This window comes from Mycolicibacterium gadium (genome assembly GCF_010728925.1).
Lineage (GTDB): Bacteria > Actinomycetota > Actinomycetes > Mycobacteriales > Mycobacteriaceae > Mycobacterium > Mycobacterium gadium.
Map to the genome: position 1 here is coordinate 3,115,228 of NZ_AP022608.1, position 26,698 is coordinate 3,141,925.

At 65.3% G+C, this 26,698-nt stretch carries 29 protein-coding genes; 19 read left to right on the forward strand and 10 right to left on the reverse strand.

The genetic code is table 11. The annotated features are described in order from the left end of the window. Positions 1–52: 52 nt before the first annotated feature. Positions 53–784 (reverse strand): DUF1889 family protein, encoded by a 732-nt coding sequence (locus tag G6N36_RS15255; protein WP_163687218.1) that lies wholly within the window; start codon positions 782–784, stop codon positions 53–55. 211 nt (positions 785–995) lie between these two features. Between G6N36_RS15255 and G6N36_RS15260 the strand changes: the two genes are divergently transcribed. Next, entirely contained in the window at positions 996–3,020 is a 2,025-nt protein-coding gene (locus G6N36_RS15260; protein ID WP_163687219.1) for a hypothetical protein, read from the forward strand. A gap of 275 nt (positions 3,021–3,295) precedes the next feature. Next, on the forward strand, positions 3,296–3,835 hold the full coding sequence (locus G6N36_RS15265) for a peroxiredoxin-like family protein (protein ID WP_163687220.1): 540 nt from the start codon (positions 3,296–3,298) through the stop codon (positions 3,833–3,835). Between the two features lie 402 nt (positions 3,836–4,237). On the opposite strand, the gene G6N36_RS15270 is transcribed toward G6N36_RS15265, so the two are convergent. Beyond that, on the reverse strand, positions 4,238–4,552 hold the full coding sequence (locus G6N36_RS15270; RefSeq protein WP_163687221.1) for a hypothetical protein: 315 nt from the start codon (positions 4,550–4,552) through the stop codon (positions 4,238–4,240). A gap of 281 nt (positions 4,553–4,833) precedes the next feature. On the opposite strand from G6N36_RS15270, the gene G6N36_RS15275 reads away from it, so the two are divergent. Both G6N36_RS15275 and G6N36_RS15280 read left to right on the forward strand, forming a co-directional pair. After that, the gene (locus tag G6N36_RS15275; protein ID WP_163687222.1) at positions 4,834–5,181 is read left to right on the forward strand and encodes a DUF427 domain-containing protein; all 348 of its coding nucleotides are present in this window, start codon (positions 4,834–4,836) and stop codon (positions 5,179–5,181) included. Continuing rightward, positions 5,178–5,585: a hypothetical protein gene (locus tag G6N36_RS15280; RefSeq protein WP_235690067.1), complete on the forward strand. Its 408-nt coding sequence runs from the start codon at positions 5,178–5,180 to the stop codon at positions 5,583–5,585. Before G6N36_RS15275 ends, G6N36_RS15280 begins: the two co-directional genes overlap by 4 nt. Positions 5,586–5,601: 16 nt before the next feature. Here the strand turns inward: G6N36_RS15280 and G6N36_RS15285 are convergent, their stop codons facing one another. Continuing rightward, entirely contained in the window at positions 5,602–6,327 is a 726-nt protein-coding gene (locus tag G6N36_RS15285; protein ID WP_163687223.1) for a Crp/Fnr family transcriptional regulator, read from the reverse strand. A gap of 148 nt (positions 6,328–6,475) precedes the next feature. Between G6N36_RS15285 and G6N36_RS15290 the strand changes: the two genes are divergently transcribed. Both G6N36_RS15290 and nrtS read left to right on the forward strand, forming a co-directional pair. Next, positions 6,476–7,078, forward strand: a complete 603-nt coding sequence (locus tag G6N36_RS15290) for a hypothetical protein (protein ID WP_235690068.1) — start codon at positions 6,476–6,478, stop codon at positions 7,076–7,078. Then, on the forward strand, positions 7,075–7,365 hold the full coding sequence (gene nrtS / locus G6N36_RS15295) for a nitrate/nitrite transporter NrtS (RefSeq protein ID WP_163690705.1): 291 nt from the start codon (positions 7,075–7,077) through the stop codon (positions 7,363–7,365). Before G6N36_RS15290 ends, nrtS begins: the two co-directional genes overlap by 4 nt. Positions 7,366–7,512: 147 nt before the next feature. Here the strand turns inward: nrtS and G6N36_RS15300 are convergent, their stop codons facing one another. After that, on the reverse strand, positions 7,513–8,133 hold the full coding sequence (locus tag G6N36_RS15300) for a TetR/AcrR family transcriptional regulator (protein WP_163687224.1): 621 nt from the start codon (positions 8,131–8,133) through the stop codon (positions 7,513–7,515). Between the two features lie 70 nt (positions 8,134–8,203). Here G6N36_RS15300 and G6N36_RS15305 point away from each other — a divergent pair, with 70 nt between their 5' ends. The 8 genes from G6N36_RS15305 to G6N36_RS15340 all read left to right on the forward strand — a co-directional run bounded on the left by G6N36_RS15305 (position 8,204) and on the right by G6N36_RS15340 (position 15,676). Further along, positions 8,204–8,779 carry a carboxymuconolactone decarboxylase family protein gene (locus tag G6N36_RS15305; protein ID WP_163687225.1) on the forward strand — a complete coding sequence of 192 codons (576 nt, stop codon included), beginning with the start codon at positions 8,204–8,206 and terminating at the stop codon, positions 8,777–8,779. After that, entirely contained in the window at positions 8,776–9,465 is a 690-nt protein-coding gene (locus G6N36_RS15310; RefSeq protein ID WP_235690069.1) for a peroxiredoxin family protein, read from the forward strand. The genes G6N36_RS15305 and G6N36_RS15310 overlap by 4 nt, the downstream gene beginning before the upstream one ends. A 405-nt stretch (positions 9,466–9,870) precedes the next feature. Next, positions 9,871–10,167 (forward strand): glutaredoxin domain-containing protein, encoded by a 297-nt coding sequence (locus tag G6N36_RS15315; protein ID WP_163687226.1) that lies wholly within the window; start codon positions 9,871–9,873, stop codon positions 10,165–10,167. Positions 10,168–10,301: 134 nt separating this feature from the next. Continuing rightward, on the forward strand, positions 10,302–11,672 hold the full coding sequence (locus G6N36_RS15320) for an MFS transporter (RefSeq protein ID WP_163687227.1): 1,371 nt from the start codon (positions 10,302–10,304) through the stop codon (positions 11,670–11,672). A 129-nt stretch (positions 11,673–11,801) separates the two neighbouring features. Next, positions 11,802–12,713: an Rv1678 family membrane protein gene (locus tag G6N36_RS15325; protein WP_163687228.1), complete on the forward strand. Its 912-nt coding sequence runs from the start codon at positions 11,802–11,804 to the stop codon at positions 12,711–12,713. A gap of 3 nt (positions 12,714–12,716) precedes the next feature. After that, the gene (fadE16, locus tag G6N36_RS15330) at positions 12,717–13,844 is read left to right on the forward strand and encodes an Rv1679 family acyl-CoA dehydrogenase (RefSeq protein WP_163687229.1); all 1,128 of its coding nucleotides are present in this window, start codon (positions 12,717–12,719) and stop codon (positions 13,842–13,844) included. A gap of 15 nt (positions 13,845–13,859) precedes the next feature. Beyond that, positions 13,860–14,684, forward strand: a complete 825-nt coding sequence (locus G6N36_RS15335) for an Rv1680 family SBP-like protein (RefSeq protein WP_163690706.1) — start codon at positions 13,860–13,862, stop codon at positions 14,682–14,684. Beyond that, a complete protein-coding gene (locus G6N36_RS15340; protein WP_179964793.1) occupies positions 14,678–15,676 on the forward strand; it encodes an Rv1681 family radical SAM protein in 999 nt (332 codons plus the stop codon). Before G6N36_RS15335 ends, G6N36_RS15340 begins: the two co-directional genes overlap by 7 nt. An 11-nt stretch (positions 15,677–15,687) precedes the next feature. Here G6N36_RS15340 and G6N36_RS15345 read toward each other — a convergent pair whose 3' ends face one another. Both G6N36_RS15345 and G6N36_RS15350 read right to left on the reverse strand, forming a co-directional pair. Further along, a complete protein-coding gene (locus G6N36_RS15345; protein ID WP_163687231.1) occupies positions 15,688–16,575 on the reverse strand; it encodes a cytochrome c biogenesis CcdA family protein in 888 nt (295 codons plus the stop codon). Further along, a complete protein-coding gene (locus G6N36_RS15350; protein WP_372512337.1) occupies positions 16,572–17,147 on the reverse strand; it encodes a protein disulfide oxidoreductase in 576 nt (191 codons plus the stop codon). The genes G6N36_RS15345 and G6N36_RS15350 overlap by 4 nt, the downstream gene beginning before the upstream one ends. Positions 17,148–17,292: 145 nt before the next feature. Here G6N36_RS15350 and G6N36_RS29825 point away from each other — a divergent pair, with 145 nt between their 5' ends. From G6N36_RS29825 to G6N36_RS15380, 5 genes are all read left to right on the forward strand, one after another. Next, positions 17,293–18,933 (forward strand): radical SAM protein, encoded by a 1,641-nt coding sequence (locus G6N36_RS29825; protein WP_235690070.1) that lies wholly within the window; start codon positions 17,293–17,295, stop codon positions 18,931–18,933. Further along, a complete protein-coding gene (locus G6N36_RS29830; protein WP_163687232.1) occupies positions 18,930–19,718 on the forward strand; it encodes a class I SAM-dependent methyltransferase in 789 nt (262 codons plus the stop codon). Before G6N36_RS29825 ends, G6N36_RS29830 begins: the two co-directional genes overlap by 4 nt. Positions 19,719–20,372: 654 nt before the next feature. After that, complete coding sequence (locus G6N36_RS15370; protein WP_276067816.1) at positions 20,373–20,819, forward strand: enoyl-CoA hydratase-related protein; 447 nt, start codon at positions 20,373–20,375, stop codon at positions 20,817–20,819. A gap of 86 nt (positions 20,820–20,905) precedes the next feature. Next, positions 20,906–21,187 (forward strand): hypothetical protein, encoded by a 282-nt coding sequence (locus tag G6N36_RS15375; RefSeq protein WP_163687233.1) that lies wholly within the window; start codon positions 20,906–20,908, stop codon positions 21,185–21,187. 78 nt (positions 21,188–21,265) lie between these two features. Beyond that, positions 21,266–23,128: a pyruvate kinase gene (locus tag G6N36_RS15380; protein ID WP_163687234.1), complete on the forward strand. Its 1,863-nt coding sequence runs from the start codon at positions 21,266–21,268 to the stop codon at positions 23,126–23,128. Between the two features lie 115 nt (positions 23,129–23,243). Here the strand turns inward: G6N36_RS15380 and G6N36_RS15385 are convergent, their stop codons facing one another. From G6N36_RS15385 to eno, 4 genes are read right to left on the reverse strand one after another with little or no spacing between them, the layout of a single operon-like run. Continuing rightward, positions 23,244–24,182: a Ppx/GppA phosphatase family protein gene (locus G6N36_RS15385; protein WP_163687235.1), complete on the reverse strand. Its 939-nt coding sequence runs from the start codon at positions 24,180–24,182 to the stop codon at positions 23,244–23,246. Continuing rightward, positions 24,179–24,673: a DUF501 domain-containing protein gene (locus G6N36_RS15390; protein ID WP_163687236.1), complete on the reverse strand. Its 495-nt coding sequence runs from the start codon at positions 24,671–24,673 to the stop codon at positions 24,179–24,181. Before G6N36_RS15390 ends, G6N36_RS15385 begins: the two co-directional genes overlap by 4 nt. Then, complete coding sequence (locus G6N36_RS15395) at positions 24,666–25,349, reverse strand: FtsB family cell division protein (protein ID WP_163687237.1); 684 nt, start codon at positions 25,347–25,349, stop codon at positions 24,666–24,668. The genes G6N36_RS15390 and G6N36_RS15395 overlap by 8 nt, the downstream gene beginning before the upstream one ends. A gap of 3 nt (positions 25,350–25,352) precedes the next feature. Then, on the reverse strand, positions 25,353–26,642 hold the full coding sequence (gene eno / locus G6N36_RS15400) for a phosphopyruvate hydratase (RefSeq protein WP_163687239.1): 1,290 nt from the start codon (positions 26,640–26,642) through the stop codon (positions 25,353–25,355). Positions 26,643–26,698 lie beyond the last annotated feature (56 nt).

Consider the following 26,698-nt stretch of genomic DNA (forward strand, 5'->3'; position numbering starts at 1 on the left):
CCGTCGTACTGGCGCCCGGTTGACCCTGGTTCCGATGAAAGACCCGGCACTCTTAACAGTCGTGTCGGTTTCCGGGCTCGATACGTTCCTGTAGGACGTCGACGTAGTCGGAGCGGATGGCCTTCCGGTGTCGCGGACGCTTGCCAGCGTTGATGTCACGGGCGTACTTCGCCAGCTGGTCGGGGTTCTTGCCGGCCCATCCGTGGGCGAGTGCCCATCCCTGCATCGCCTCGCCGTCCAAGGAGATTCCAGCGGACTTCAACGCCAGCAGGACGCTCACGACTTCGTCCTTCTCGTCACCCGCGGCGATTGTGTTGTTGTGATTGATCATCGACGTCAGGTCGGTGAGCGCTTCGACGAGGACCGGGTCGAGGCCGGGGGTGCGGATCTCCCACGCCGAGCCATCACCGAGAATGATTGGACTCACCGCCGTGACCCACGGCCGGATAGCGTCCTCGTTCCACGCGATGACACAGAGAGCGCGGATCCCGTGGCCGAACCGTACGAGTTCGCCGATGGCGTCCATGCCCGCCCACGCCATCAGGACGGGGCCGCTGCCTGCCGGCCCATGGCTTCCGCGACCGGTGATGTGCGCGACGTCGCTTTGGCGCTGAACGAGATCCGCAAGCTGCGCGCAGTTCCGCAAATTCGACTTGAGCGAGGTCCACACCGACAGGGTGTCGCCCTTCTGCATGTGTTCCACGCACCAGTCGATCGCGGCGGTGACGCCGTCGTCGTCATAGCTGGCCACGGCGGTCGGGTAGTTGACGTCTCGATCGAACATGCTTCCCCCTGGGTGTACTGATCGATGCCTCACGCTAGCGGTCGCAACCGACATACAGGCGCGAGGTCGCTTACGCGTCATAGCCAGATCAACCCAGCGGCCTTCCCGCCAGCCGAACGCTTCCTGGGTGTGGTCCCATCTCGGAGGAAGCGGTAGCCGCTTGCAAGTCGATCAGCGTCAGCTTGTCGGAGCACCCATTTACGATCGCGTCATGGCCAGACTTGGTGGATTCCCGGAGGCCCAGCCGTTTGATCCAGATGCCTTTTACGAATCCGTGACGAGCTCCGGGCCCGGTGTAGTTCGGAGATCATTGCCGCCGGGACCCGAGCGTGACGCGCTCCTGACCGAGATTCTGCAGGCGGTCCAAGCGGATGCCGAGGACCTATCCACGTTGATCGAAGAGCTCCGCGACCTGATGACCGGTCGGGATCTCACCCAGCTGATCAACTCGGTGGTGGTGCCCGCCACGACGGTCGCATACGCCGACGGAGAGAGCCTCGCCGACGGACACTCGACATCGTCTTGGGCGGCGAAGATCGAGTATCTGGTGGGTGTCGCGCTGTCGGTGGATCCCGACGGGGACGCCGACACCCCACCCCAGGTCACGGAACGCGTGAGGCAACTGATCACCGACATCTTCGAAGCCGACCAGGTGCGCATGATCACTGACGGTCTCGCGCGCGCCGACGCCAACGACGCCGACCGTGAGCTACTGCTGCAGCAGCTGCAGTTGGAGTACCAGGTTGACCGGATGCCCGGCTACGCGGTGCATCTCGAACACGTCGACGCCGAGGTGTTCGGACGGCACAGGGATTACTACGTGAAGGGACTCGGTTTCGACCCCGCGGATGTCATCCGGGTCACTCGGCTGCGTGCCCGCTGGGTGAACCAGACATTCAAGTCGGCTCTTGACGCACTAACCGACGCACTAAACAGCGGCGCTCCGGATCCCGCAGCCGGAAAGGTCATACGCAAGGGGTTTGCCGCACCCACGCTGTGGGATCCCAACGACGTGGCGGCCTGCACCGACATCCCGGTAGAGCAGATCACCGCGATGTTGGACTTCTTCTCGACGGTGTTCGGCTGCCAGCCGGAATTCCGGGCACCTGGTGATGCGAACCGGGCACGCACCCATCCGTGCATCAAGCTCGACGACGGGACGTTCCTGGTCCCGGACTCGTGGTCGTTGTCGGCCGTCCTCCACCAGCGCCTCGCGGTGGAACCAAAACGCAGCGGCTACGACGCGCAGAAGTATTACAAGCACCGCCAAGAAGCACACGAGCGGCTGGTCGCGAGCACCTTAGAGAAAGTGTTCGGAACGTCGAACGTCCACTCGTCACAGCACTACACGCTGGGCTCCGGAGGCAAGGGCGAGATCGACGCGCTCGTGTGCACTGAGTGGCCCCTGGTCGTCGAAGCCAAGGCGATCGCACTGACCGAGTCCGGGCGGCGCGGCGCCCCAGGGCGCGTAGACAAGAAACTTGAGGAGATCCTCGGCAAGGCACTCGACCAGATCGATCGCGCCCTGATTTACATACTCGATGAAGGCGGACGGTCGTTCGCGCCCACAGAGAGCGGGCGGCAGATCTCGCTGCTTCCCGACGACATTGCCGGTGGGACCGCGATCATCGTCACGTTCGAGCGGATCGACCCGTTCGCTTCCGGCGGGCTGGCGGCGGCCGGCGACGTCAACCGGCCAACCTGGGTCGTATCCCTGACGGACCTGCTGATGGTCGCCGACATCCTGTCGGATCCGGCAGCATTCCATCACTACGCGCAGACGCGTGCGGGTATGCACTCGGCCGAGGCGTCGGCTGCGGCAGAGGCCGATGCGCTCGGCGCCTACCTGCTCGATCGCCTCCGCATCGTGGACCAGTCGACCACCGAGGAAGCGGCGCGCATCTTCATCGGATATTCCTGCGAGTCACTCAACGACTTCTACACGCGGCAAGAAATGGGTCTGGAGGCGACCAAGCCCACCGCGGGCGTGCCAACAGAGATCACTGGCGCGTTGACGAATGCGCTCGGGGAGCCGGGATGGGTGGAGTGTCTCGACGCGGTGATGATGGCGGACTCGTCTCTCTGGAAGAAGTGGAAGCGGTTCCGGGCCAAGCACCGCCGCGGTGGAACCTTCGTCCTCAACGACCGGGTGTCCCTCGTCGCTTTGCCGGATGGGGAATCATCGTTCGAACGTGTCGACGGCGCGATCAGGCTTAATATTCCGTCTCGCCGGTGAAAGCGTCCGCTTTCCAAGCATCTTCGCGGTTGCGCGATCGAATCCAACCGTGTTATCTGGGGTCTGAATGGACTGTGTACGACTGTAACCGAGTAGCTTCGCATCAATGGTCTGGCCGTGAGAGGGAACGGAGCCTTGCCAGTGTGTTCCCCGTTACGAGTGGATTCGGCCGTGCAGTTTCGAAGGAGCGTCCCTATCGGGGTACGGACACCGTGAGTGTCGGCACGCTGACACCTTGGCTTCGGCCTAGTCTCCCCTCGTGATTGGCTGATGCGATGCCAAAGATTGAAGCCGGTGATGTTGTCACCGCGCGTGAGCTCGCCGACATCCACGACAAGCTGGTACGCGTTCCCGACCAGGATCGTCTCGTACATTTGCAGTTCCGCCGTTTCGCCGGCTGCCCGATTTGTAACCTGCACTTGCGGTCGATCAGCGGGCGACACGACGAGATTATTGCCGCGGGAGTCCGCGAGGTTGTGGTGTTTCATTCGAGCGCCGAGGCGATGCGTGAGTTTCAGTCGGAGCTGCCGTTTACGACGATCGCCGACCCCGGTAAGCATCTCTACCGCGAGTTCGGTGTTGAGTCTTCGCCGATGGCCTTGCTGAGCCCGCGCGCCATGTTGTCGGCCGCGCGCGGCATGAAAGGGCACCCGATGCGCGGCGCGGCCGGGCGCGGCGAGGACCACCTCGGTTTGCCCGCAGACTTCCTCATCGGTCCCGATGGTCGCGTTTTGGCAACCAAGTACGGCCGTCACGCCGACGATCAGTGGTCGGTAGACGAGCTGTTGGAGCACGTCAGCACGGCCACCCGATAGGTCGAGCTGCGTGATATCAGCAGCTGACCCGGAGGCAGACCGCGGGAGACTCGCCCGTGGCGGCGGACGAGTGGTTCGGTCCAACCGAGCTGACCGTGCATTCGTCTAGTGGAGTGTTGCCGGCCTGTTTCAGGACGACGGTGTAGCCGCTAGCCAGCAGTGAATTCACTGTTTCTTGCGCCGTGCCGACGCCGGACGGCGCCGTGATCGCTGGAGACGCTGATCCCACGGCCGCAGCCGCCGCCAGACCGCTGGTCGCAATCATTGCGAATGCCAATCTTCTCATCGCCGTGCCTCTCGTTCGACGGCAGGGGTCGCGGGTTATTCCCGCGGTTGGAGCCGAATGTCACTGTGCGCCAGTTCATTCAGTGTCCGATCGCGACAGAGTCGCCGGGCAAGATGTCAGCACGCAGCGTCGAGGTAGATGGTGCGTCCGGTGATGGTGGTGTGGACGCCGCCGCGGTCTGGGCCTCCGATGACCTGGCCGGTGGTGCGGGTGTAGGTCTGGCCGTCTCGCACCGCGCTGATGCTGCATTGGCTGAGTGAAGCGTTACCGACCTTGTTTACGATCACCGTATAGCCTTGGGCCTGCAGCCGATTGATGGTGTCTTGCGCCGTGCCGACCTGAGTCGGCGCCGCCGACGCTGGTGATGCCAGTGCGAATGTCGCAGCGGCCAAACCGGCGGTTGCAATCGTCGCGAAAGTGACCTTCCTCATGTTCGTGCCTTCTGCTTTGTGCAGATGAAGCATGTCTGTCCGAGGTCTCGGGGCATGTTCATCCATGAACCACAGTGACCGAAAGCCAACCGATTTCGCTGTTGAATTGTCTTTCCGCTGACACATCTCACGCAGGTCAGGAGTGCTTTTCTCGCGGTCCCCGAGCCCTCTGGTTGCCCGGCGTACAGCACGCCCAGCAGGGTGTCAGCACGGTGACATTCCGCTCGCGCCGGTGGGTCGACGAATGCACTGTTGGTAGACAACTATTGAGGAGATCGCTGATGATTCGTGCAGTGTGGAACGGAACAGTCGTCGCCGAAACGCCGAGGACGGTGCGGGTCGAGGGAAACCACTACTTCCCTCCCGACTCCGTTCGTCGCGACTTTTTCCTGGACAGCGCCACCAAGTCGGTATGCCCGTGGAAGGGACTGGCCCACTACTACACCCTGACGGTCAACGGCGACGTCAACCCTGACGCGGCGTGGGACTACCCGAAGCCGAGCCCGCTTGCCCGCCGCATCAAGAACCATGTGGCGTTTTGGAACGGCGTTGAGATCCAAGGTGAACCGGAAGGCCCGCGCCGCGGATTGGCCGACCGGCTGCCGGCCTGGCTGGGCGGTAGGCAGTGACTCGACGCGCCGATGGTGTTGTTGGGCAAGGCCAATCCGTAAACCAATCGGCGGTCGACGCCGCCAGTGACCGGCTTCCGGTGTGGCGGATCGGCATCACCGGCGGCGTCGTCGGACTCCTGTGCTGCGTCGGTCCGACGGTTCTGGGCATGCTGGGGATTATCAGCGCCGCAACAGCATTCGCCTGGGCCAACAACCTGTACGACAACTACGCCTGGTGGTTCCGGTTGGGCGGACTGGCGGTGCTCGCGGCGCTGGTCTGGTTATCACTGCGCCGTCAACGCCAGTGCAGCGTCGACGGAATCCGCCGCCGCCGAAAGCGACTGATTGCGGTGTTCGCGATCGCTATCGGCACCTACGCGGCGTTGTATGCCGTCACAACCTGGCTGGGCACCTTCGTGTGAACGCTCAATGGGGTGGTTACGCTGCTTTGGCCCGGAGGCGGTCGACGTCGAGGATGTCGATTCCGGCGTAGTGGATGGCGATGAGTTGGTCTCGTTCGAGTTCTTTGAGAATCTTGTTCAACGACGGCCGCTGCACACCCAGCATGGCGGCAAGGGTCCGCTGCGCGAGTTGGACTGAGCCATCGACGGATTCGTCGAGCAGCAGCTGTGCGACCTGAGCCGGCAGCGGCCGACCCAGCATGGCGACCAGCCGGCCCTGGCCGGCCGAAACGCGTTGAGCGACCGACGACAACCAACGACGCGCAATGTTCGGGTGAGTGGCAACGAGCGTTTCGAATGCGTTTCGGTCCAGGCATAGGCACGTGCTGTCATGAAGTGCACGCGCGGTGTAGGCATTGGGCATTTCCAGCAGCAGCGCGATGTCGCCGTCGACGTCGCCGGCGCGCATGATATCGACCACGACGCGTCGACGGCCCGATCCGACCGCGAGTTCGATCTGCCCCTGACGAACGATCCAGACTCCGGTTGGTGCTTGCCCAGCGGCGAATAGCACTGTGCCGGTGGAAAATTCCCTGGAGACAAGCGTTCCGGCCAGCGCGGTGACGTCTCCTGGCGACAACGGTGCGGCGGCACCGCGACCGACACAGCGGGCCACCCAGGCGGCATGGCGGATCTGAGCGTCCTCGGGGCTCTCTCCGCCAGCGAGCGCGCGTATGGCGTGTCGGATCGGGTGTTCGGGCATCGTCCTCTCCAGTGGATCCGCCTATGGTGTCATCCTGCCGACAATCGCAAGCAACGACTGTCATATTCCTGACAATCTGGCGGTAGAGGCGGTGGGTTTCGCGGTTTCCTTCCAGGCAGACACGTACAACCCAACGGAAGGAACACACATGTCTTCGGCTGCGTCAAACAGCACGCCTGCCGTAGCGAAGGCGGGCGGCCGGACGCTCGTAACCGCCGCGGTCTGGGGTGCCATGGCCGGTGTTGGTGCGTCGCTGGTGATGGCGATGTACGCGATGATCGCTGCGTGGACGTATCAGCACACCGGATTCTTCACGCCCCTGTACCACATCGCGGCGACGTTCGCCGCACCCGACACGATGATGACGTCGATGGAAGCGGCGATGGCCGGTAACTCGTTCACATTCGTGTTCGGTCCGGCGCTGCTCGGTGCGATGATCCACATGATGGTGGGCGCGATGTACGGTGCGGCGTTCGCCGTCGTAGCGCACCTCCTGCGGTGGCACGGAGTGGCGCTGGTAGGAGCGGCGATGGTCTGGGGCCTGATCGTTTTCGCAATCAGCGCCTGGATCGGATTGCCCGTCGCGGCCGCACTGTTCGGCGGCGGTGACCCGATTCGCAACATGGCCAGCATGGTCGGGTATCCGACATTCATCGTTGAGCATCTGATGTTCGGTGCCGCACTGGGGATTCTTCTCCTCGGCGCAGCGCGCAACAGTGCGGCGCGGACCGGGAGCGCACCACGCGGATAACCGATGACGCGGGATGGCGCAGGCCGGCCGAGGCGGTCGGCCTGTTCCTGCGTGGCCACACGCTGCGCACCGCCATACCGACGGCACTGATCGTGGGAAGTGTTCTGTGCGCAGTCAATCAGGGCGCGACGCTGCTCGCAGACCAGGCGACGGCGGGCACCTGGGTACGCATGGCGATCAACTACATGGTGCCGTTCCTCGTCGCCAGCATCGGTTATCTCGGGGCCCACCACATCCGACGTCGCGAACTTCAATCTCCACAGCGCCGTCGTAAACCTGAGCAATAGGTAGGCCAAACCGGCCCTCACGGTTGACATACGGGACCCAACTGAAAATCGGCGTTGTCGCGTTCCGCGCGATGTGGAATGACCCACGTGCGGTTAAAGCAGCGTTGCGCAGGCTGCTCGTCGGTCGGGACGCCGGGGCTAGCCCCGCTAAGCTGACCCCCGCCACCGGCGCAGTTCACGGGTGATCGACCGGAGCCCGTCGCGTGCGGCTACGGCATCGCCCGCCCTCGACGCGGCAAGGGCGCCGAATAGTGCCGCCTGGATCAGCCGGGCGCGGTCCGCCGCGGACCCCACTTCGATGTCTCCGTTATCAGCCGCCACATCGAGTGCGGACTTAAGGGCGCGTTCGATCCTTCGCCGATACGTTGCTGTCCGCCGCTGCACCTCGGGGACACCATCGCCGACCTCCACCATGGTGTTGACCATGAAGCACCCCGACGGCGAGGCAGGGTCATCGATCACGGCCCGAACCCGACCGACGAATCGTTCGACGTCGGGCAGACCGCGAGTTGCCGACTCGAGCTCGCTGAGCATCCCACTCATCTCGCACTCATAGCGCGCCAACGCCGCGTCAAGGACGCCTTGCTTGCTTCCGAACGCAGCGTAAAGGCTCGACAGGCTCAAGCCGGCATCCGCTGCGAGCTCTTCAACATTCGTCGACCGAAAGCCACGGCTCCACAACGCACGCTCGAGCGCGGCGGTCGCGGCGTCGAGGTCGAACTCGCGCGGGCGGCCGCGCTTTCGCGGGGAGGCAGGACTCATTGACATTTCGGAATGAATACTACACAATTATGAATATTGGAGCAGATACTCCGTAAATAAGAGAAGGTGAAGCGACATGCCCCATTCCGAACGCGCCCTCACACTGCCGCCCCGCGACGTCGGCGACGCTGATCCGGCGATCGTGGCGATTCTCACCAAGGCCCGATCCAAGCTCGGCTTTGTGCCGAATATGTACCGGAACATGGCCAACGCGCCGGGGCTGCTCGAGACGTACATGGTTGGATATGACGCCTTTCGAGGCGATTCGGGACTGAGCCCGGCCGAACAGGAAACGGTGCTTCTGGCAATCAGCCGCACGAATGGCTGTGAGTATTGCGTCGCCGCGCACAGTACGATCGCGGATCGGTCGGGCGTACCGGCCGAAGTCACCGATGCGCTCCGGGAAGGTCATACGATCCCCGACGCTAGGTTGGACGCACTCGCCGCCTTCACCACGACGATGGTCCAGTCTCGTGGACTGCCGGCCGCCGCCGAGCTCGACGCCTTCTTCGCAGCAGGGTTCACCGAGTCCGACGTGCTGCAGGTACTGCTTGCGATCGCCATCAAGACGATCAGCAATTACACCAATCACCTGTTCCACACCGAGGTCGACGGCGCGTTCGCGAGTCGGCTCTGGGAGGCGCGATCATGAGCGTGACACGCGCCGACAACGACTACCGCTTCACACATCCCACGACGGCGATGGTGCTGCGCGACATGCGGATCCCCCGCACCGACCCTGGTCCCGGCGACCTCATTCCCGACTTCAGCGTGACGACGACTGACGGAACCGACATCGACAACGCCAGTCTTCGCCGCGACGGCAGACCGACCTTGATCGTGTTCGGCTCGATGACCTGCCCGGTCACCGAGAGCGCCGGCGACGGCCTGCGCGAGCTGCATACGCGTTACGGAGACCGGGTTCGCTTCGTGCTGATCAACGTCCGCGAGGCACATCCGGGCGCATCCACACCGCAGCCACAGACCGAACGCCAGAAGGCCGAACACGCGTCACTGTTGAAGCAGCATCACCGCTTGCCGTTCGAGGTCGCAACGGACGATCTCGACGGCACGCTGCATCGCGCGTTCGGGCCACGGCCGAGTTCGGCGTACATGGTCACCCCGTCCGGCGAGATCACCTTCCGCGCCCACTGGTCCAACGTCACGCCCGCCATCGAAGAGGCGGTGGCAGCCGCGGCAGCAGGTCGTCGCCCGCCACGTACCGAGGTCAACCAGACGGTGCAAGCGATGGCGCGCATGACCGGTTACGCGGGGTCGCAACAGCCGGCAGGGGTGCCGTCTTCGACACATGGAAGGCGGCACCGCCGTTCGGCGTGATGATCGCTATTTCGAAACTGTTCGGCTTTCTCCGGCCCGTCCATAGGGGCATCGCAGTCATGATCACGATCGCATTGGTGATGGTGGTTGTGGCAATGGCACTCATCGTGTTCGTCTGACCAGAGCAGCGGCTTCATGGGCTGCATGTCAGTGCGCTGACATACCTTTGACAATGCCCCGCACGCTCGCGCTATTCTCGGCCAGCACGCCGACACGCCACAGGAGGTCCTGCAACGCCAACCTTAGGCAACACTGTAAGCGTCGCGGAGGTTGAATTGGGTTTGCATGAGGTTCGCTTACCCGCGAATGGTCAGCTACCTGACAAAACTTGTTGCAAGCAGGCAAGATTGGAGATCTCGTAGTCGGATACGTTGCACGTGTGTATTCGCAGCTTGAGGAGATGCAATGACCGAGTCGCACGCCGCGGACCCGATCGTCGAGGTGTACTGGCGGCCCGGCTGTCCATACTGCCGCATGCTGCTGCGCCCCTTGCGACGCAGCGGTCTGCGGTTGCGCGAGATCAACATTTGGGAAGATCCAGTGGCCTCCGCGCGCGTACGCTCGGTCGCCAACGGAAACGAGACCGTTCCAACGGTTTTCATCGGGGACCACGCCATTGTCAATCCGACCCTGCGGCAGGTGCTTGCGGCGGCGCGGGGCGAGCCGGAGCCCACTCGATGGTGGTCCCAGTGGAGGCGCTAACCGCGCCCGTCACCACGTTGCACCCAAGTGACGTCCCCCAGACTGTCAGCACGCTGACTACAGCGGCGACCACGCCGCCGCCCGCGCATAAGGTGCTCAAGCGTCGCTGACCACGGGCGCATGGGGAGGATTCGATGGCACGACGGCTCGACGAATCCAATTGGCGGCCAATGCACACGCGCATCGCGGCCGCCCTGGGCATCGGCTGGATGCTCGACGCGTTCGAGGTGCAGATCATCGGCTCGGTCATCCCGGGAATTCAGGCCGAGTTCAACCTGGACGGATGGCAGGCGGTACTGATCAACATCGTCTGGTTTGTGGGGATCGCCTTTGGTGCACTGGGATTCGGTTATCTCGCCGATCGGGTGGGGCGGCGCAGGCTGTTCGTGGCCACCCTGATCCTGTATTCGCTTGCCGCGATCGCGACCGCGACGGCCCCCTCTTACGAGATCTTCGTGCTGTTCCGCTTCATCACCGCGCTCGGGGTGGGCGGCGAATACTCGGCGGTCACCTCCGCGATCGCCGAGTTCACCCCAGCGCGCACCCGCGGCCGCAGCAACGGGGTCGTGATGAGCTTCTGGGCAGTCGGCGGGATCCTCGCGAGCCTGGTGTCCATCCTTGTCATCTCCACCTTCGGCTTGAGCTGGCGCTACACCATGCTCTTCGGGGTGATCAGCGCGGGTTATGGGGTCATCGCCCGTCGGTTGATTCCCGAGTCCCCGCGGTGGCTGGCCGCCCAAGGGCGGTTGGACGAGGCCGACCGGGTGGTCACCGCGATCACCGGCATCAAGAGCGCCGACGGTTATATCCTGGCCGGGCCGCCGCGCGGGACCCGCTCGGCACTGGGCGAGTTGTGGGCCAACCACCGACCCAAGCTGTTCTTCGGGATGGCCCTGGACTTCTCCGAGGCGGCGGGCTACTACGGCCTGTTCACCGCGATGAGCATCTATGTGTTCTCCTCGGCTACCGGCGCGGTGCCGATCAGCGACAGCGCGCTGCCGTATTACTTCCTGACTGCCAATATCGGCGCCTTCTTCGGCGGCCTGCTGGTTTCGTGGGCGCTGGACGCCGCCGGACGGCGACCCACGGTGACGATTTCCTACAGTGCGGCCGCCGCCAGCATGTTGGGATGCGCGGCCGCCGCAGCAACCGGCTCCAAAACCCTTGTGCTGGTGGCCTTCACCGTCGCGGCGTTCTTCGCCACCTGCGCGTGGGTATCCGCATACCCCACCTTTTCCGAGATCTTTCCCACCGACCTGCGGGCCACCGGTATCGGCGCATCCGTCGGCGTCGGGCGGATGGGCGCCGTCGTCGGGCAGATCCTGCTGGCCGAGGTCGCGGAGTTTTTCAACCTGACCACTGTGTTCGTCGTGCTCGGGCTGTTCTGGTTGATCGGCGCGGCCGCCGGGGCGCTGTGGTGGCTCAAAGGTGTCGAGGCGCGCGGCGTCTCGGTGGACGCCCTGGGCGCGCGGACCGCCGACATTAACGCCGGCCTCGCGAAATAGACACCCGCCGACAATGTCATCACGCTGACATTCATCAGGCATGCAATGCCGGTGACCCGATTCGGTGGAGCCAGGCGCGGAACCGCCGAACGCCTCATGGGAGTCGCGAGGGAAGGTGAGACTGGAGGCATGACTACGGCGAGCCCTGCTCGGGCGCTCGACCTCATATTCTCGCCGACCCCACCATCGGCAAGGGCGGGGGGCGTCTCCCTTGCAGTACTGCGGATCGTGGCTGGCCTGTTGTGGTTGGCGCACGTGTGGTGGAAGGTGCCACCGGACTTCGGCGAACACCGCCGCACCGGGTTGTGGTTCTGGACGCATCTGGCCGTCGATCATCCGGTGTTTCCGCCGTATAGCTGGCTGGTCGAACATCTTGTGCTGCCGAACTTCACACCGTTCGGGTGGCTGGTGCTGGTGCTGGAAACGCTGCTACCGGTGCTGCTGTTGACGGGAACCGCCGTCCGGCTGGCCGCGCTGATTGGCATCGGTCAGTCGGTGGCGATCGGGCTGTCAGTGGCGCAGGCGCCCAACGAGTGGCCGTGGGCGTACGCGATGATGATCGGCATTCATCTCGTGCTGCTGCTCGCACCAAGCGCGCAGTACGCCGCGGTCGACGCGGTCCGGGCGGCCCGGGCCGGCGGCGACGCCGCACCGATCGCCAGGCGCCTGCTCGCCGGATGGGGTGTAGTGCTCGCACTCATCGGGATCGTCGCCGCGGTCAAATCGCTCGGCGACAACTTTGTTGCGCCTCGCGGCCGGGGCGTCGGCTATCCACCCCTTCAGCTGTTTCTCGGCGACTACAACATGCTCGCCGCCGTGCTGCTGCTTGCCGTCGCGGTTCTCATGCTCGCGGCGGCGGTCGTGCGGGCCCGGCCATTGGCCATGATCGCGGCCACCATCGCTGCGGCGGCCGCGCTGTCGATCTACTTGCAGCTCGGTCGCACGGAGGTCTGGCTGGGCGGAAACCCCAGCACCGCAGCCGTTTTCATCTGCGCAACGGTAATCGCCCTCGGTGCGCGCCCGCTGCGCGTATCGTCGTGAAACATGCTTACGACGGACGCGGTGAAGCAGGTCGTTGACGTAGCCGCCGGGAACGCCGAACAGGTCGACGCCGACGGCGCCTTCCCCGCAGCAGCGATCGACGCGCTGCGCGGTAGCGGGTTGCTAGGACTGATCCTTCCCGAGGCAGTCGGTGGTCTCGGGGCGGGTCCGCTGGAGTTTATCGAGGTGGTCCGCGAATTGGCCACCGCGTGCGGGTCCACCGCGATGGTTTATCTGATGCACGCTGCCGCCGCGGTCACCGTCGCCGCCGCGCCGCCGGCCGGTATGCCGGAATTGCTGTCTGCCATGGCCTCTGGAAAGGCGTTGGGGACACTGGCGTTCAGCGAGAGAGGATCACGTTCGCACTTTTGGGCGCCGGTGTCGACGGCCGCGTTGTCCGATAATGGGGAATCGGTGAAGCTGCGGGCCGACAAGAGCTGGGTCACCTCCGCAGGCCACGCCGACGTCTATGTCGTTTCCGCCGGGAGCGCCTCGGGCATCGCCGGTGAAGTCGACCTCTTCGCGGTGCCAAGTTCGGATTCTGGCCTTTCAGTCGTCGCACCGTTCGCGGGAATGGGCCTGCGCGGCAACGCATCATCGCCGATGACACTCGACACCACGATCCCCGTCACATCACGCCTGGGTGAACAAGCCGCCGGGTTCGCCTTGATGATGCAGACAGTGCTGCCGTGGTTCAACCTCGGCAACGCCGCCGTCTCACTCGGACTTGCCGGCGCGGCCTATGCCGCGACGATCGCGCACGCTGGCAGTGCGCGACTGGAACATCTCGGCGAGTCGTTGTCGGGCCTTCCGACCATTCGCGCGCAGATCGCAAGAATGGGAACGACTCTCACGGCCCAGCGGGCGTATTTGAAACTCGCCGCCGACAGCGTCAGCGCGCCCGACGACGACACACTCATCCACGTTCTCGGTGTGAAGGCGGCGGCCAACGACGCCGCACTGGCCATCACCGAGTCAGCGATGCGGGTCTGTGGCGGCGCGGCGTTCTCCAAGCACCTACCCATCGAACGAGCATTCCGCGACACGCGCGCGGGCGCGGTCATGGCGCCGACCGCCGACGTGCTCTACGACTTCTACGGCAAAGCCGTCACCGGTATACCACTCTTCTAACGCGGGGGGACTGAACTGATGACCGAACCACTGATCGTCGGCGCCGTGGCCTACACACCGAACGTGGTGCCGATCTGGGAGGGCATCCGCGAGTATTTCAACGATTCCGGCGAGTCCGCCGCAGCCATGGATTTCGTTCTGTACTCCAACTACGGGCGACTCGTCACCTCACTGATAGCCGGGCACATCGACATTGCCTGGAACACCAACCTGGCCTACGTGCGGACGGTGATGCAGACCAACGGCCACTGCACCGCGTTGGCCCAGCGCGACACCGATGTCGGGTTCACGACGGTGTTCATCGCCCGATCAGGCAGCGGCCTGACCGGCCCGGTGGCAATCGCCGGCAAGCGGCTTGCGCTCGGTTCGGCTGACTCCGCGCATGCGGCGATCCTGCCCCTGTATTACCTCGCGCGCGCGGGTGTGCCCGAGACGGACATGCACGTCATCCGGTTCGACACCGACATCGGCAAACACGGCGACACCGGCCGCAGTGAGCTCGACGCGGTCGAAGCGGTGTTGGCCGGTGAAGCCGACGTAGCCGCGATCGGCAGCAGCACCTGGGAGGCGATGGGACGCGACGAGCTGATGCCAAACACCCTCGAGGAGGTATGGCGCACCGAGGGATATTGCCACTGCATGTTCACCGCGCTCGACACCCTGCCGGCCGAACGGTATACGCCGTGGGTGGACAAACTGCTGGCGATGGACTGGGACGATCCCGAGCACCGCAAAATTCTCGAACTCGAAGGATTGCGCCACTGGGTCGGCCCGCACCTGGACGGCTACAAGCCGCTGTTCGCCGCCGTGGAAGAGCAGGGGGTCGACCCTCGGTGGTGATCCTCGACCTGATGAGGTTGATGGGCACGTTGGCCGACGGCGCGACCGGTGAGGTCAGCGTGCGATCAGCCGCGGAGAGGGAACTCGCCGAAAAGTGGTGCGCGCGAAGCGGAAACACGGTGCTCGACGCCGACACCGACGCTTCGGGGGCCGGCACGCTGACGGTGCGACGAGGCCGTCCACCCGACCCCGCGGCGGTTCTCGGTCCAGACCGGATGCCCGGCGCGCGGCTGTGGATGTACACCAACTTCCACTGCAACCTTGCCTGCGACTACTGCTGCGTCGCGTCGTCGCCACAGGCGCCGCGCCGGGAGCTCGGCGCCGACCGGATCGCTCGACTGGCTCGGGAGGCGGCGGACTGGGGGGTTCGCGAAATCTATCTCACCGGCGGCGAGCCGTTCCTGCTGCCCGACATCGGAACCATCGTGCGCGGCTGCGCCGCACTGCTGCGGACAACGGTGCTCACGAACGCAATGGTATTCCGGGGCAGGGGTTTACAGGAGCTCGAGTCGATCCCACGCGACAACGTCGCGCTGCAGATCAGCCTCGACTCGGCCACGCCACAACTGCACGATGCGCACCGCGGCCAGGGCAGCTGGGCCAAAGCTGTCAACGGAATACGACTGGCTCTCGATAGGGGTTTTCGCGTGCGGGTAGCCGCCACCGTCGCTGCACCAGGGCCCGGCGAACTGGGGTCCTTCCACCGATTCCTCGATGATCTCGGGATCGCGCCCGACGATCAAATTGTGCGGCCAATCGCCCACGAGGGTCTGGCAACCGAAGGCGTGGTGATCACCCGCGCATCGCTGGTACCCGAAATCACCGTCACCGCAGACGGCGTCTACTGGCATCCGGTGGCCGCCACCGATGAGCAGGCGTTGGTCACCCACCAGGTTGAACCGCTCACTCCCGCTCTCGACGAGATCTCACGGGCCTTCGCCGAGCAGTGGGCCCGCGCCGCGACCGCCGCGCAATTGTTCCCGTGCGCGTGACACCCTCGCCGTCAACGAGTCATTGTCGAATCGTCGGCGTCGCGACGAGTCCGATTGCGGCGGGTGAAGCGGCGCCATCCCACCGCCGCCACGGCCAGCACCGCGAGCGCGGCGAGAAGCGGCCACACCCCCAGCGTGTCGACTTGGCGGGCCAGCCAACCCTGCACCGAGGCGGCCGCTTCGATGATCGGATCGTCGGGTCCGGCGTCGGTAAAGAACAACCGGATCTCGTAGTAGCCGTAGTACGTCACGTACAGCCCGGTCAACAGCACGATGACACCCGCGATGCGGCCGACGTGCGGCAGGATCCGACGGATGGCGCCCGCGGCAGAAGAACCGGCCAGCGCCACCGCCAGCGCGGCCACTCCGACCGTGATCGCCATCCCGGCGGCGTAGGCGATGAAGGCCAGGACGCCGGTGAGAATGGATCCCTGCTTGAATGTCGTGCTGATGACCGCGAGAAACGGTGCGACCGTACACGATAGCGATGCCACCGCATAGCCCACGCCATAGCCATACATGGAGCGCAATCGAGCTGTCGGCGCCGAGCCGGACAGCTTCGGCACCATGACGGCGAGCTCCTTGCCCGCCAACAGCCAGACCGCCAGCGCGACGAGTAGGACACCGATGACCACGGTGGCGAACGGCAGATACTTCTGCACCGATGCGATCAACGGCGAGGCCACCAGACCGAAAAGGCCGAACACCGTGACGAATCCGGCGGACATGGCGATGGTCGCGGCACCGGCGCGGGCTAGTGCTGCTGGCCGAGACGGGGCCTGGCTGCTCCCGGCGATCACCAGACCGAGATAGCCTGGCAGGAAGGCGAACCCACACGGATTGAGCGCGGCCACCACCCCGGCACCGAGCGCGAAACCGAGTGCCGCGGTGTCCATCACTGGTTGGTGAGCGCCGTAATCCGCTCGGTCAGCTCGGGTTCTGGAAGCGTTCCCCTGACGACGTCGATGTTGCCGTCGGCGCGGACGAACGCAAGCGCCGGCTGCTGTGTGATGCCGAACTTGGCCCACACCGCCCCGTCCGTGTCGGCCAAGTGACTGAACCCCTTCACCGGGTACTGGTCGACGAACTGCTGCATCGCTGGCAGTTGGTCCAACGCGGCCACGCCGACGAACGTTACGTCGGGGTGCGTATCGGCGAGCTTGCCCACCATCGGCGCCTCCCGCTGACACGTCGGGCACCACGGTGCCCAGAACCAGAACACCGCGGGCTTGCCCAGCACGCTTTCGCCCTTGAACTCCTGGCCCTCCAGCGTGGTGGCGGTGAACTGGAGCTGGGCCGGCACGTCGGTGCTGGTTTGGGTGTGGTCGCCCGCGGCGACCGAGGTGGTTGGCGGGGCGGGCGATGCTTCGGATCCGGTATCCGAACCACATGCGGAGACCAGGATGGTCGTCGCGGCAAGCGTGGCGAACAGGCTGCGTGTCAGCATGATTCCTTTCAACTGAGTGGCCATCGCCCGCACGATACGGCCCGATGGAGGACAAGTCGCCGCCGTTAGTCGGCCAGCTGACAGTCTCGGGTGGCGACAGAGTCAGCCCAATAGACGGCGTGGCCGGCCCAGTCCTGTCAGCGTGCTGACAAACTCGCCGTGCTGCGGTGTGTCGGCCACCAAGGTATGCGGTCTGGGTCGCGAGAAGGAAGGGGTCGTCAAGACGATGGTCGATGCACCTCAGGGCTTGGATGAAGTGTTCGTCGAGTACACCAAGTCGATCTGCCCGGTCTGCAAGGTCGTCGTCGACGCCGAGGTCAACATCCGCGACGACAAGGTGTATCTGCGCAAGGTCTGCCGCACACACGGCCAGTTCGAGGCGCTGGTCTACGGCGATGCACAGATGTATATGGACAGCACGCGATTCAACAAGCCCGGGTTGCTGCCGCTGCAGTTTCAGACCGACGTCGTTGACGGCTGCCCGTCCGACTGCGGGCTGTGCCCGCAACACAAGCAGCACGCGTGCCTGGGCATGATCGAGGTCAATACCCATTGCAACCTGGACTGCCCGATCTGCTTCGCCGATTCCGGGCATCACCGCGACGGCTACTCCATCACGTTGGAGCAGTGCGAGCGGATGCTGGATGCGTTTGTCGCCGCCGAGGGCGAGCCCGAAGTACTGATGTTCTCCGGCGGCGAACCCACCATCCACAAGCAGATCACGGACTTCGTCGACGCCGCGCAGGCGCGTCCGATCAAGGCGGTCATCCTCAACACCAACGGAATCCGGCTGGCCAGCGACCGGCAGTTCGTCGCCGACCTGGCCGCCCGCATCCGACCCGGCCACCACATCGGCATCTATCTGCAGTTCGACGGGTTCGACGAACGCACCCACCGCGAAATCCGCGGCAAGGACCTGCGCGAGATCAAGCGCCGCGCGCTGGACAACTGCGCGGAGGCCGGATTGACGGTAACGCTGGTGGCCGCGGTCGAGCGCGGACTCAATGACCACGAGCTCGGTGCGATCATCCGGCACGGAATCGCGCATCCGGCGGTGCGGTCCGTGGCGTTTCAACCCGTCACCCATGCGGGGCGGCACGTGCAGTTCGACCCGCTGACCCGGCTGACCAATTCCGACATCGTGCATGCCATCGCCGCCCAGCTTCCCGAGTGGTTCCGCGCAGATGACTTCTTTCCGGTGCCGTGTTGCTTTCCGACCTGTCGGTCGGTCACCTATCTGCTTACCGACGGGGACAGTGTGCTGCCGATCCCGCGGCTGCTCGCCGTCGAGGACTACCTGGATTACGTCACCAACCGCGTGATCCCCGATATCGCGATCCGCGAAGCGCTCGAAAAGCTCTGGAGCGCATCGGCTTTCATGGGCACCGAAACTACCGTCGAACGGTTGGCCCAGGTGGCCAACGCGCTCGACTGCGCCAACGTGCGCGGCATCAACCTACCCGAGGCGCTGGCCCGACTCACCGATACCGCGTTCGCGATCGTCATTCAAGACTTCCAGGATCCCTACACCCTCAACGTCAAGCAGCTGATGAAGTGCTGCGTGGAAGAGATCACCCCCGATGGCCGGCTGATCCCGTTCTGCGCGTATAACTCCGTTGGCTACCGCGAGCAGGTGCGCGCCCAAATGACCGGCATGCCGGTGGCCGACGTCGTGCCCAACGCCACACCGCTGCACCCGATTCTGACGAACTCCCCACACGGATCGAAAATCGCCGGGGACGGGGTCGCGCCGACCACGGCGATGGGTGCGGATACCACGAATGTCGGCACCAAGGCGGTTCGTCGATGAGCACACCCGAGAACGTCAAGTCGTGCTGTGCGGCGATGTACTCCTCCGACGTCGTGGCGTTGGTGCTCGGCGAGTCCTATCACCCGGGCGGCGCGGCGTTGACCCGCAGGCTGGCCAACCTGTTGGGCCTGCGGGTCGGCCAACGGGTGCTTGACGTTGCGGCCGGCCGCGGCGCCACAGCGCGACTGCTGGCCACCGAGTTCGGCGTGACCGTCGACGGTGTCGACCTCGCGGCCCCAGTCGTCTCGAACGCGCAGCGCGCGGCGGATTCCGCCGGGCTCGGCAACGCCATCCAATTCCAGACCGGTGATGCTGAGCAACTTCCGTTCCGCGACAAGGCATTTGACGCGGTGGTGACCGAGTGCTCGTTCTGTACCTTCCCAAGCAAGGATGTCGCCGCCGCCGAATTCGCCCGGGTCCTGCGCCCCGGCGGACGCCTCGGAATGACCGACGTGACTGTCGCCCGGGACGGTCTGCCGGGCGAACTCACCACCTTGGCAGCGTGGGTGGCGTGTATCGCCGATGCCCGCCCGCTCGACGAATACAGCGACATCCTGGCTCGCGCTGGCTTGCGGACCCGCCACAGTCAAACGCACGATGACGCGCTACTGCGGATGATCGACCAGATCGAGGCCCGGGTACACCTCGCGCGAATGACGCACGCGCCGGTTCTGGAAGCCGCCGGTGTCGACGCCGACGCCGTGTTCCGCTACATCGACCTAGCCCGCAGCGCCGTCACCGACGGCCTCCTCGGCTACTCACTGCTCATCGCAGAAAAACGCTGACACCCCGACGACGGTCAACACCGGTCCGGCATCTTTCCGCGGCCGCTTCGGCCGACGCGCCGCGCCCGCGGGGTCAGAACCCCGGAGATGTGGTGGAGCGACGTTCGAGCTGATGACGTGGGGTACCACGACGGTGCGGGTCGCGCTTCATCGACGGTGATCCTATGTCAGTTCCCTTCGTTGCGATCAACTCAGACACGCATGGGAACGGCTACAGGCATGAACGCACCCCCGTCTACCCGGTGGGTCAGCTTTGCGGTAGCTGCAAAGCGGGGCAACGTCAGGAACCGTCGACGAGTTGTCAGTTGAGGAGGACGATTGTCGATCCTGTTGTGCGACCGTGCTTCTGAGAATCTTGAATTCGTTGTCGCTAGCAGCCAGCTGGACCCTCAAGACAGCGACGATGCTGGTCTCGTGTCCATGCACGACCAGTCCCGGCTCGACTTCTTCCCGCTCGCGGAATCGCAGCGTCGAATCCGACGTCAACACCCTGTCCGTCCACTGCGAAACTGTAGGTCCAGCGGAACGTCGCAGTTGCCGAACCAGATCGCGATTTCGAACGTGTCGATGCACTGTTGTTACCAACTGCGAACAAATTGCCGCCACCAACCTGGAAAAATGGGCGACCGTGGCGCGAAGAATGCAACAGTTCAAATGAGCGACAGAAGGACGGACCTCGCGATCGCTGACGAGCACGCCACCTTCGGAGTCACTTGCCGCCGCTGGAACATCGGGCTGGCCGACGGCGGCACCCAGCGCCTCACCCGCATCCTGGGCTACCGACGCGCGATCGACCTCATCATCACCGGCCGCGTCGTCGACGCGATCGAGGCCGAACGCATCGGCCTCGTCAACCGGGTCGTGCCGAGCGGCACCTGCGTGCAGCACGCCCTCGAACTCGCCGACACGATCGCGGCGCTCCCCCAACCCGCGCTGCGTACCGACCTCGAGGCCGCCCGCACCGGACAGGGCCGACCGTTGGACGACGGTTTGCGCATCGAAGCGGAATGCTTCGGCCGGTCCATCTACGCCGCCGAAACCCTCGAAGGGTTGCGACGGTTCAACGAGCGCGACCATCCCGACCTCGCGCCGTCCCGATAAGAACGAGCCAGCTGACCGCCGCGACTTCGGTCACTTATTTGCCCGGGAAGTCGGCCAGCGGACCTAACCTCGGTTACGGTTTTGACGTGGCTACTCCGACTGTGCCTTTCGACTACGCCGAGAAGCAGGCGTCCGATTCGCTACAGGCGAGGTACTTCCGCGGCGCGCTGGTCGATCAGCGGGCGCTGATCGCCGCTGAACTCGTGCGACAGACCCGGAAACTGAATGGCATGTCCACCCGGTCGGATGCGTTGGCCATCAGCCGGCTGCGTCGAGACATCCGCGCCAACGAAACCGAAGTCCGCGATCTGGACCGCATGATCGCCGCCCTCGACCACCGCTTCGCCGCGATCTGGGCTGACCGTTAGCGCCGATCCGATTGACGAGTGCCTAAGGTCAGCGTCGGTGTTCATCGGCCAGTAACCCGCGGCCGATAGCGTGCGTTCATGTCGTTACATGAGACCGGTCTCTGGGCCCGTAACGACCCGACCGACCGCGAACTGGTCCGTCTGCTTGCGCAGCTCGACGACCTGCTCGAAAGCCTTGAGGCGGCCGAACAGGAGTGGTCGGAGTGGCTGCCCACTGTGGCACCAGAGTTTCGCGTCAGTGCGCGAAACATTCTGCACTACTGGGCGATTCGGCAACACGACCTGCGCGACTTGCAGGCCCGGCTTGGCTCTTTCGGCTTGTCCACGTTGGGCCGCAGCGAGCCACACGTCGAGGCCACGCTGCGGCTTGTCCGATCTGCGGTCGTCGCGATACTAGAAGACACCTGGCGTCCCCCCGAACCAGCCGCGGTCAGCGCAGAACACGGTCGCGAGCTGTTGCGGCGACGCGCGGTCGAGCTGCTCGGGCCGGCCCCAGCCGGTCGTGAGGCCCGCATCATGGTCACACTGCCGTCGGAGGCAGCGACGGACCCCGACCTCGTGCGCAGGCTGGTCGAGTGCGGCATGAACGTCGCCCGCATCAACTGCGCCCACGAGGATGCCGATGCCTGGCGGGCCATGGCCCGCAATGTGCGACACGCCAGCACGGTGACCGGCCGATGCTGCCTGGTCGCCATGGACCTCGCCGGCCCGAAACTGCGCACCGGACCGATCCAGCCCGGGCCTGGTGTCGTGAAGCTCCGGCCCCACCGCGACGTCCTCGGCCACGTCATCGCACCGGCGCGCGCCTGGCTGACCGCCGCCGACAACCCGACCACCCCACCCGAACCCGGCATGCACATTCTGCCTGTACCCGCACCGTGGCTGGGCCGCAGAGGCGACGGTGACGTCCTCGCCCTCTACGACACCCGCGGCGCGAAACGGCACCTGGTGCTCTCGAGATCCGATGACAATGCCGCGGGACTCGTTGCCACGACCTCCAAAACCACGTACCTGACCTCCCACACCCTCCTGCACGTCCAGCACGCTGACGACCCGGTCGAGCTGGCGCTCTTACCCGCCCGGGAGCAATACCTGCAGTTGCGCCAGGGCGACACTCTGCACTTGACCCGCGACTGCTCGCCGGCGCCCGTCGACACCGGGGGCGTACCGAGAATCGGCTGCACGCTTCCCGAGGTTTTCGACAACGCTCAGGTCGGCGAGAAGATCCATTTCGACGACGGCCGCATCGGCGGCGAGATCGTGTCCGTCGACCGCGACGTGCTGGGGGTACGCATCGATCACGCCGCGCCCGAAGGTTCCCGGTTACGCGCGGCCAAGGGCATCAATGTGCCGGACACCCGGCTGCCGATCTCGGCTTTGACCGACAAGGACATCGCCGACCTGGCCACGGTGGTGGATATCGCCGATGTCGTCGACCTGTCGTTCGTGCAGGATGTATCCGACGTTGTCCAGCTGCACGACGCGCTGCGCCGGTTCGGCGGCGACCACCTCGGTATCGTGCTCAAAATCGAGACACGGCAAGCGTTCGAGCGCCTGCCGCAATTGCTGCTGACTGCGATGCGCCGGCCGCGCGTCGGGGTGATGATCGCGCGCGGCGACCTCGCGGTCGAGGTGGGCTACGAACGGCTGGCCGAATTGCAGGAGGAAAACCTGTGGCTGTGTGAAGCCGCGCACCTGCCGGTGATCTGGGCAACGCAGGTGCTCGAACAACTCGCGAAGAGCGGACTGCCCTCCCGCGCCGAAATCAGCGATGCCGCGATGGGTGAACGCGCCGAATGCGTCATGCTCAACAAGGGCACACACATCGACGACGCCGTTGTTGTGCTCGACGACATCCTCGGCAGGATGGCCGAGCACCACTACAAGAAGAACGCGTTGCTGCGACAGCTGCATTCCTGGCACCCGCAGCTGGTGCCGTAACCGCATCTGCGAAAACGCCTGCACCGCACTCAATTAGGCCAGGCACCCCAATGTCTTCGCATTCCTGAGCGTAGCAACCGTCCTCAAAGAGCTTCAGCCGCTTGGGTCTTGAGGGCTAGGCGATCGACAGCGCGATGCCATCGAGAATGTCGTGCTCGCTGACCACCAGCTCGTCGATGCCGGACCGCTGACCCAGTGCATACGCGAGCTCCTCGACGATGATCGCGCCACCGCCGATGACGTCCACCCTGCCCTCGTGCATCGGACCCAACGCGGCGCGTTGCGCCCGTGTCATCGTGATCAACTCGTCGCACACGGGCATCAAGTCGTTGAAACCGACGCGGGACAAGTGAATCGCCTCGGAATCGTAGGTCGCCAGCTTGTGCGCCAGCGCCGACACGGTCGTCATGGTGCCGGCCACCCCGACCCATGTGCGCGCGCGTTCGACGGGCACCACGCCGAACGCCTGCCCCAAGCCGTCGCGGACGACCTCCCGTGCCGCGGCGACCTCCGGAGGGGTCGGCGGGTCGGAATGCAGGCACCGCTCGGTGAGCCGCACACAGCCGATGTCGGCGGAGAAGCCTGCCTCCACATCGCGCACTCCGAGCACCACTTCGGTGGATCCGCCGCCGAGGTCGACGACGACGAAAGGTCCGTCGGCCGTGTCCAATTCGTTGACCGCACCGCGGAACGACAGCTCGGCCTCCTCGGTCCCGGTGATCACCTCGGCGACAGCACCCGGCGCCACAGCGCCGAGAACCTCCGCGGTCATCGCGAAGAACACGTCGCGGTTCGACGCATCGCGAGTCGCGGAGGTGGCGACCATCCGCACCGTCGTCACGTCATGCGTACGCAGCAGCTCGGCGTAGTCCGTGAGCGCTGCCCTGGTGCGGTCCAGTGCCTCAGCAGCGAATTGCCCTGTGGCGTCGACCCCTTGGCCCAACCTGACGATCCGCATCTCTCGATGCACATCCACCAGCTTGCCGTCGTCGGTGTCGGCGATCAGCAGCCGAATCGAATTCGTGCCGCAGTCAATGGCGCCGACCCTAGTCATACGCTCCACGTCTCCCGTTCCAGAATTCCCGCCATCGCCGGTTCGCCGGCCAGCACCGCCAACGCCTCGTCGCCGAACGGGTTGACCCCCGGCCCCTTGGCCAGCGAGTGGGCGATCACCACGTGTAGGCACTTCACCCGATCAGGCATGCCGCCGCCGGAAAACGTTGTGCCCAAGGGTTCTATCGCATCGCGCTCGGCAAGGTACGACTCGTGCGCCTTGCGATAGGCGGCGGCGAGTTCCGGGTCCTCCTGCAGACGCTCGGTCATCTCGCGCATCAGACCCGAGGATTCGAGCCGGCTGGCCGCGGCGGTCAGCGCCGGGTGGGTCAGATAGTAGAGCGTCGGAAAGGGTGTGCCGTCGGGCAGCTTCGGCGCCGTCTTGACGACGCCGGGCTCGCCATTGGGGCACCGGTAGACGATCTCGAGGACACCGCGGGGTTCCCGACCCAGCTGCGCCGCGACCGCCTCCAGATCCGCCGGGTCAACCACCGGAAGGGGGCGCATTGTTCGGGGGTGCGGGCGCAGGAGGCCCGGGCGTCGGTGCCGGCGCGACACCGTAGGGTTTCTCGGCGATGGTGCTCCACAGCGCGGTGTACCAGGGCTGGTCGGGGTTGACGGTGGCCGGTTCCACGCCGGGCATCGTCGGCACCGCACTGCCTGGCGGAAGCTGCACCTGGTACGGAATCTCGCCGGGCATCACGAATCCGAGGCGTTCACGCGCCTGCGCGGCGACGAACACCGGGTCGGCCAGCTTGACCTTCTGCTGTTCCAGGTCGGCGATCTGTGCGCGAAGTTGTTCCTCGGTCGCTTTCAGTTGTTTCATCTCGGTGCGCTGCCCGAAATAGGTGCGTACCGGCCCCGCGATGGTCAGCGTCAGCACGCAGATCACCGCCGCTAGGATGGCCGCACGCCGCGCCGCGGACCCGAACCGTTGCTCGGACTGCTGCTCCGCGGCCACCACGATGGATTTACGGATCGAGTCGGCGGCGTCCTTCGGTTCGGCGGCTTGCGCCTCCGGCACCGGCCGCGGCTCGGTGATTCGCTGCTCGCGACGTACGGGCGACGTGCTCCGCGGACGGCCCCGCGATGCCTCGGACTTACCCGACTTCCCAGGTCGAGAAGTCGGGGATCGCCGCTTGGGGTCGGGCCGCTTCGCTTCTGGCACGGGCTATTTGGTCTCCACCGAATAGCGAGGGAACGCCAGATCGCCCGCATATCGGGCGGCGTCGCCCAGGGTCTCCTCGATGCGCAGCAGCTGGTTGTACTTGGCGACGCGCTCGCTGCGCGCCGGGGCGCCGGTCTTGATCTGACCACTGCCCACCGCGACCGCGAGGTCGGCGATCGTGGTGTCCTCGGTTTCGCCGCTGCGGTGACTCATCATCGTGCGGTAGCCACTGTTGTGTGCGAGCGCGACGGCATCCAGCGTCTCGGTGAGCGTGCCGATCTGGTTGACCTTCACCAGAAGTGCGTTGGCCGCACCCCGTTCGATGCCGTCCTCCAGCCGCTCGGGGTTGGTGACGAACAGATCGTCGCCGACGAGCTGGATGCGGTCACCGATCGCGGCGGTCAGCGCCACCCAGCCGTCCCAGTCGTCCTCCGACAGCGGGTCCTCGATCGACACCAGCGGATACGAATCGAGCAGCCCGGCATAGAACTCGATCATCTGCATGTCGGTCCGGGTTTCTTTCTCGAACTTGTAACCCGTTCCCTCGGTGAAGAATTCGGTTGCGGCGACGTCGAGCGCCAGCGCCACGTCGGATCCGGCCTTATAGCCCGCGCCCTCGATGGCCGTCAAGATCAGGTCCAGCGCGGCCTTGGTCCCCGCGACGTCCGGAGCGAACCCGCCCTCGTCGCCGAGGCCGGTGGACAGACCCTGCTTCTTGAGCACCGACTTCAGCGAGTGGTACACCTCGGTGCCCCACCGCAGCGCTTCCTTGAAGCTGGCGGCGCCGATCGGGGCCACCATGAACTCCTGGACGTCGACGCCGGTATCGGCATGCGCGCCGCCGTTGAGAATGTTCATCATCGGCACCGGCAGGATGTGGGCGTTCGGGCCGCCCAGGTACCGAAAAAGGGGTAGAGCGGCACTGTCCGCCGCGGCCTTCGACACGGCCAGCGACACGCCGAGGATCGCGTTGGCGCCGAGGCGGGACTTGTCGGGGGTGCCATCCAGATCCAGCAGGGCCTGGTCGACGAGCCGCTGATCGTCGGCGCTGAGCCCGATGACGGCGGGAGCGATCTCGTCCAGCACCGCCTCGACGGCCTTTTCGACGCCCTTGCCGCCGTAGCGGGAGCCACCGTCGCGCAGCTCGACTGCCTCGTGTTCACCGGTGGAGGCACCCGACGGCACCGCCGCCCTCGCGAAGGTCCCGTCCAGCAGGGCCACCTCGACCTCGACCGTCGGGTTGCCGCGGGAGTCGAGGATCTCGCGGGCTCCGACCTGCTCGATGATGGGCACTTGCGCCTCCGTGGTCTTGAGAATGGGTTCCTGACGTGGATGAGCCTAGAGGTTGC

Coding starts and splice junctions, on each gene's coding strand:
- G6N36_RS15255 (WP_163687218.1), bottom strand. CDS start 784: ATGTTCGATCGAGACGTCAACTACCCGACCGCCGTGGCCAGCTATGAC.
- G6N36_RS15260 (WP_163687219.1), top strand. CDS start 996: ATGGCCAGACTTGGTGGATTCCCGGAGGCCCAGCCGTTTGATCCAGAT.
- G6N36_RS15265 (WP_163687220.1), top strand. CDS start 3,296: ATGCCAAAGATTGAAGCCGGTGATGTTGTCACCGCGCGTGAGCTCGCC.
- G6N36_RS15270 (WP_163687221.1), bottom strand. CDS start 4,552: ATGAGGAAGGTCACTTTCGCGACGATTGCAACCGCCGGTTTGGCCGCT.
- G6N36_RS15275 (WP_163687222.1), top strand. CDS start 4,834: ATGATTCGTGCAGTGTGGAACGGAACAGTCGTCGCCGAAACGCCGAGG.
- G6N36_RS15285 (WP_163687223.1), bottom strand. CDS start 6,327: ATGCCCGAACACCCGATCCGACACGCCATACGCGCGCTCGCTGGCGGA.
- G6N36_RS15290 (WP_235690068.1), top strand. CDS start 6,476: ATGTCTTCGGCTGCGTCAAACAGCACGCCTGCCGTAGCGAAGGCGGGC.
- G6N36_RS15300 (WP_163687224.1), bottom strand. CDS start 8,133: ATGTCAATGAGTCCTGCCTCCCCGCGAAAGCGCGGCCGCCCGCGCGAG.
- G6N36_RS15305 (WP_163687225.1), top strand. CDS start 8,204: ATGCCCCATTCCGAACGCGCCCTCACACTGCCGCCCCGCGACGTCGGC.
- G6N36_RS15310 (WP_235690069.1), top strand. CDS start 8,776: ATGAGCGTGACACGCGCCGACAACGACTACCGCTTCACACATCCCACG.
- G6N36_RS15315 (WP_163687226.1), top strand. CDS start 9,871: ATGACCGAGTCGCACGCCGCGGACCCGATCGTCGAGGTGTACTGGCGG.
- G6N36_RS15320 (WP_163687227.1), top strand. CDS start 10,302: ATGGCACGACGGCTCGACGAATCCAATTGGCGGCCAATGCACACGCGC.
- G6N36_RS15325 (WP_163687228.1), top strand. CDS start 11,802: ATGACTACGGCGAGCCCTGCTCGGGCGCTCGACCTCATATTCTCGCCG.
- fadE16 (WP_163687229.1), top strand. CDS start 12,717: ATGCTTACGACGGACGCGGTGAAGCAGGTCGTTGACGTAGCCGCCGGG.
- G6N36_RS15350 (WP_372512337.1), bottom strand. CDS start 17,147: ATGGCCACTCAGTTGAAAGGAATCATGCTGACACGCAGCCTGTTCGCC.
- G6N36_RS29830 (WP_163687232.1), top strand. CDS start 18,930: ATGAGCACACCCGAGAACGTCAAGTCGTGCTGTGCGGCGATGTACTCC.
- G6N36_RS15370 (WP_276067816.1), top strand. CDS start 20,373: ATGAGCGACAGAAGGACGGACCTCGCGATCGCTGACGAGCACGCCACC.
- G6N36_RS15380 (WP_163687234.1), top strand. CDS start 21,266: ATGTCGTTACATGAGACCGGTCTCTGGGCCCGTAACGACCCGACCGAC.
- G6N36_RS15385 (WP_163687235.1), bottom strand. CDS start 24,182: ATGACTAGGGTCGGCGCCATTGACTGCGGCACGAATTCGATTCGGCTG.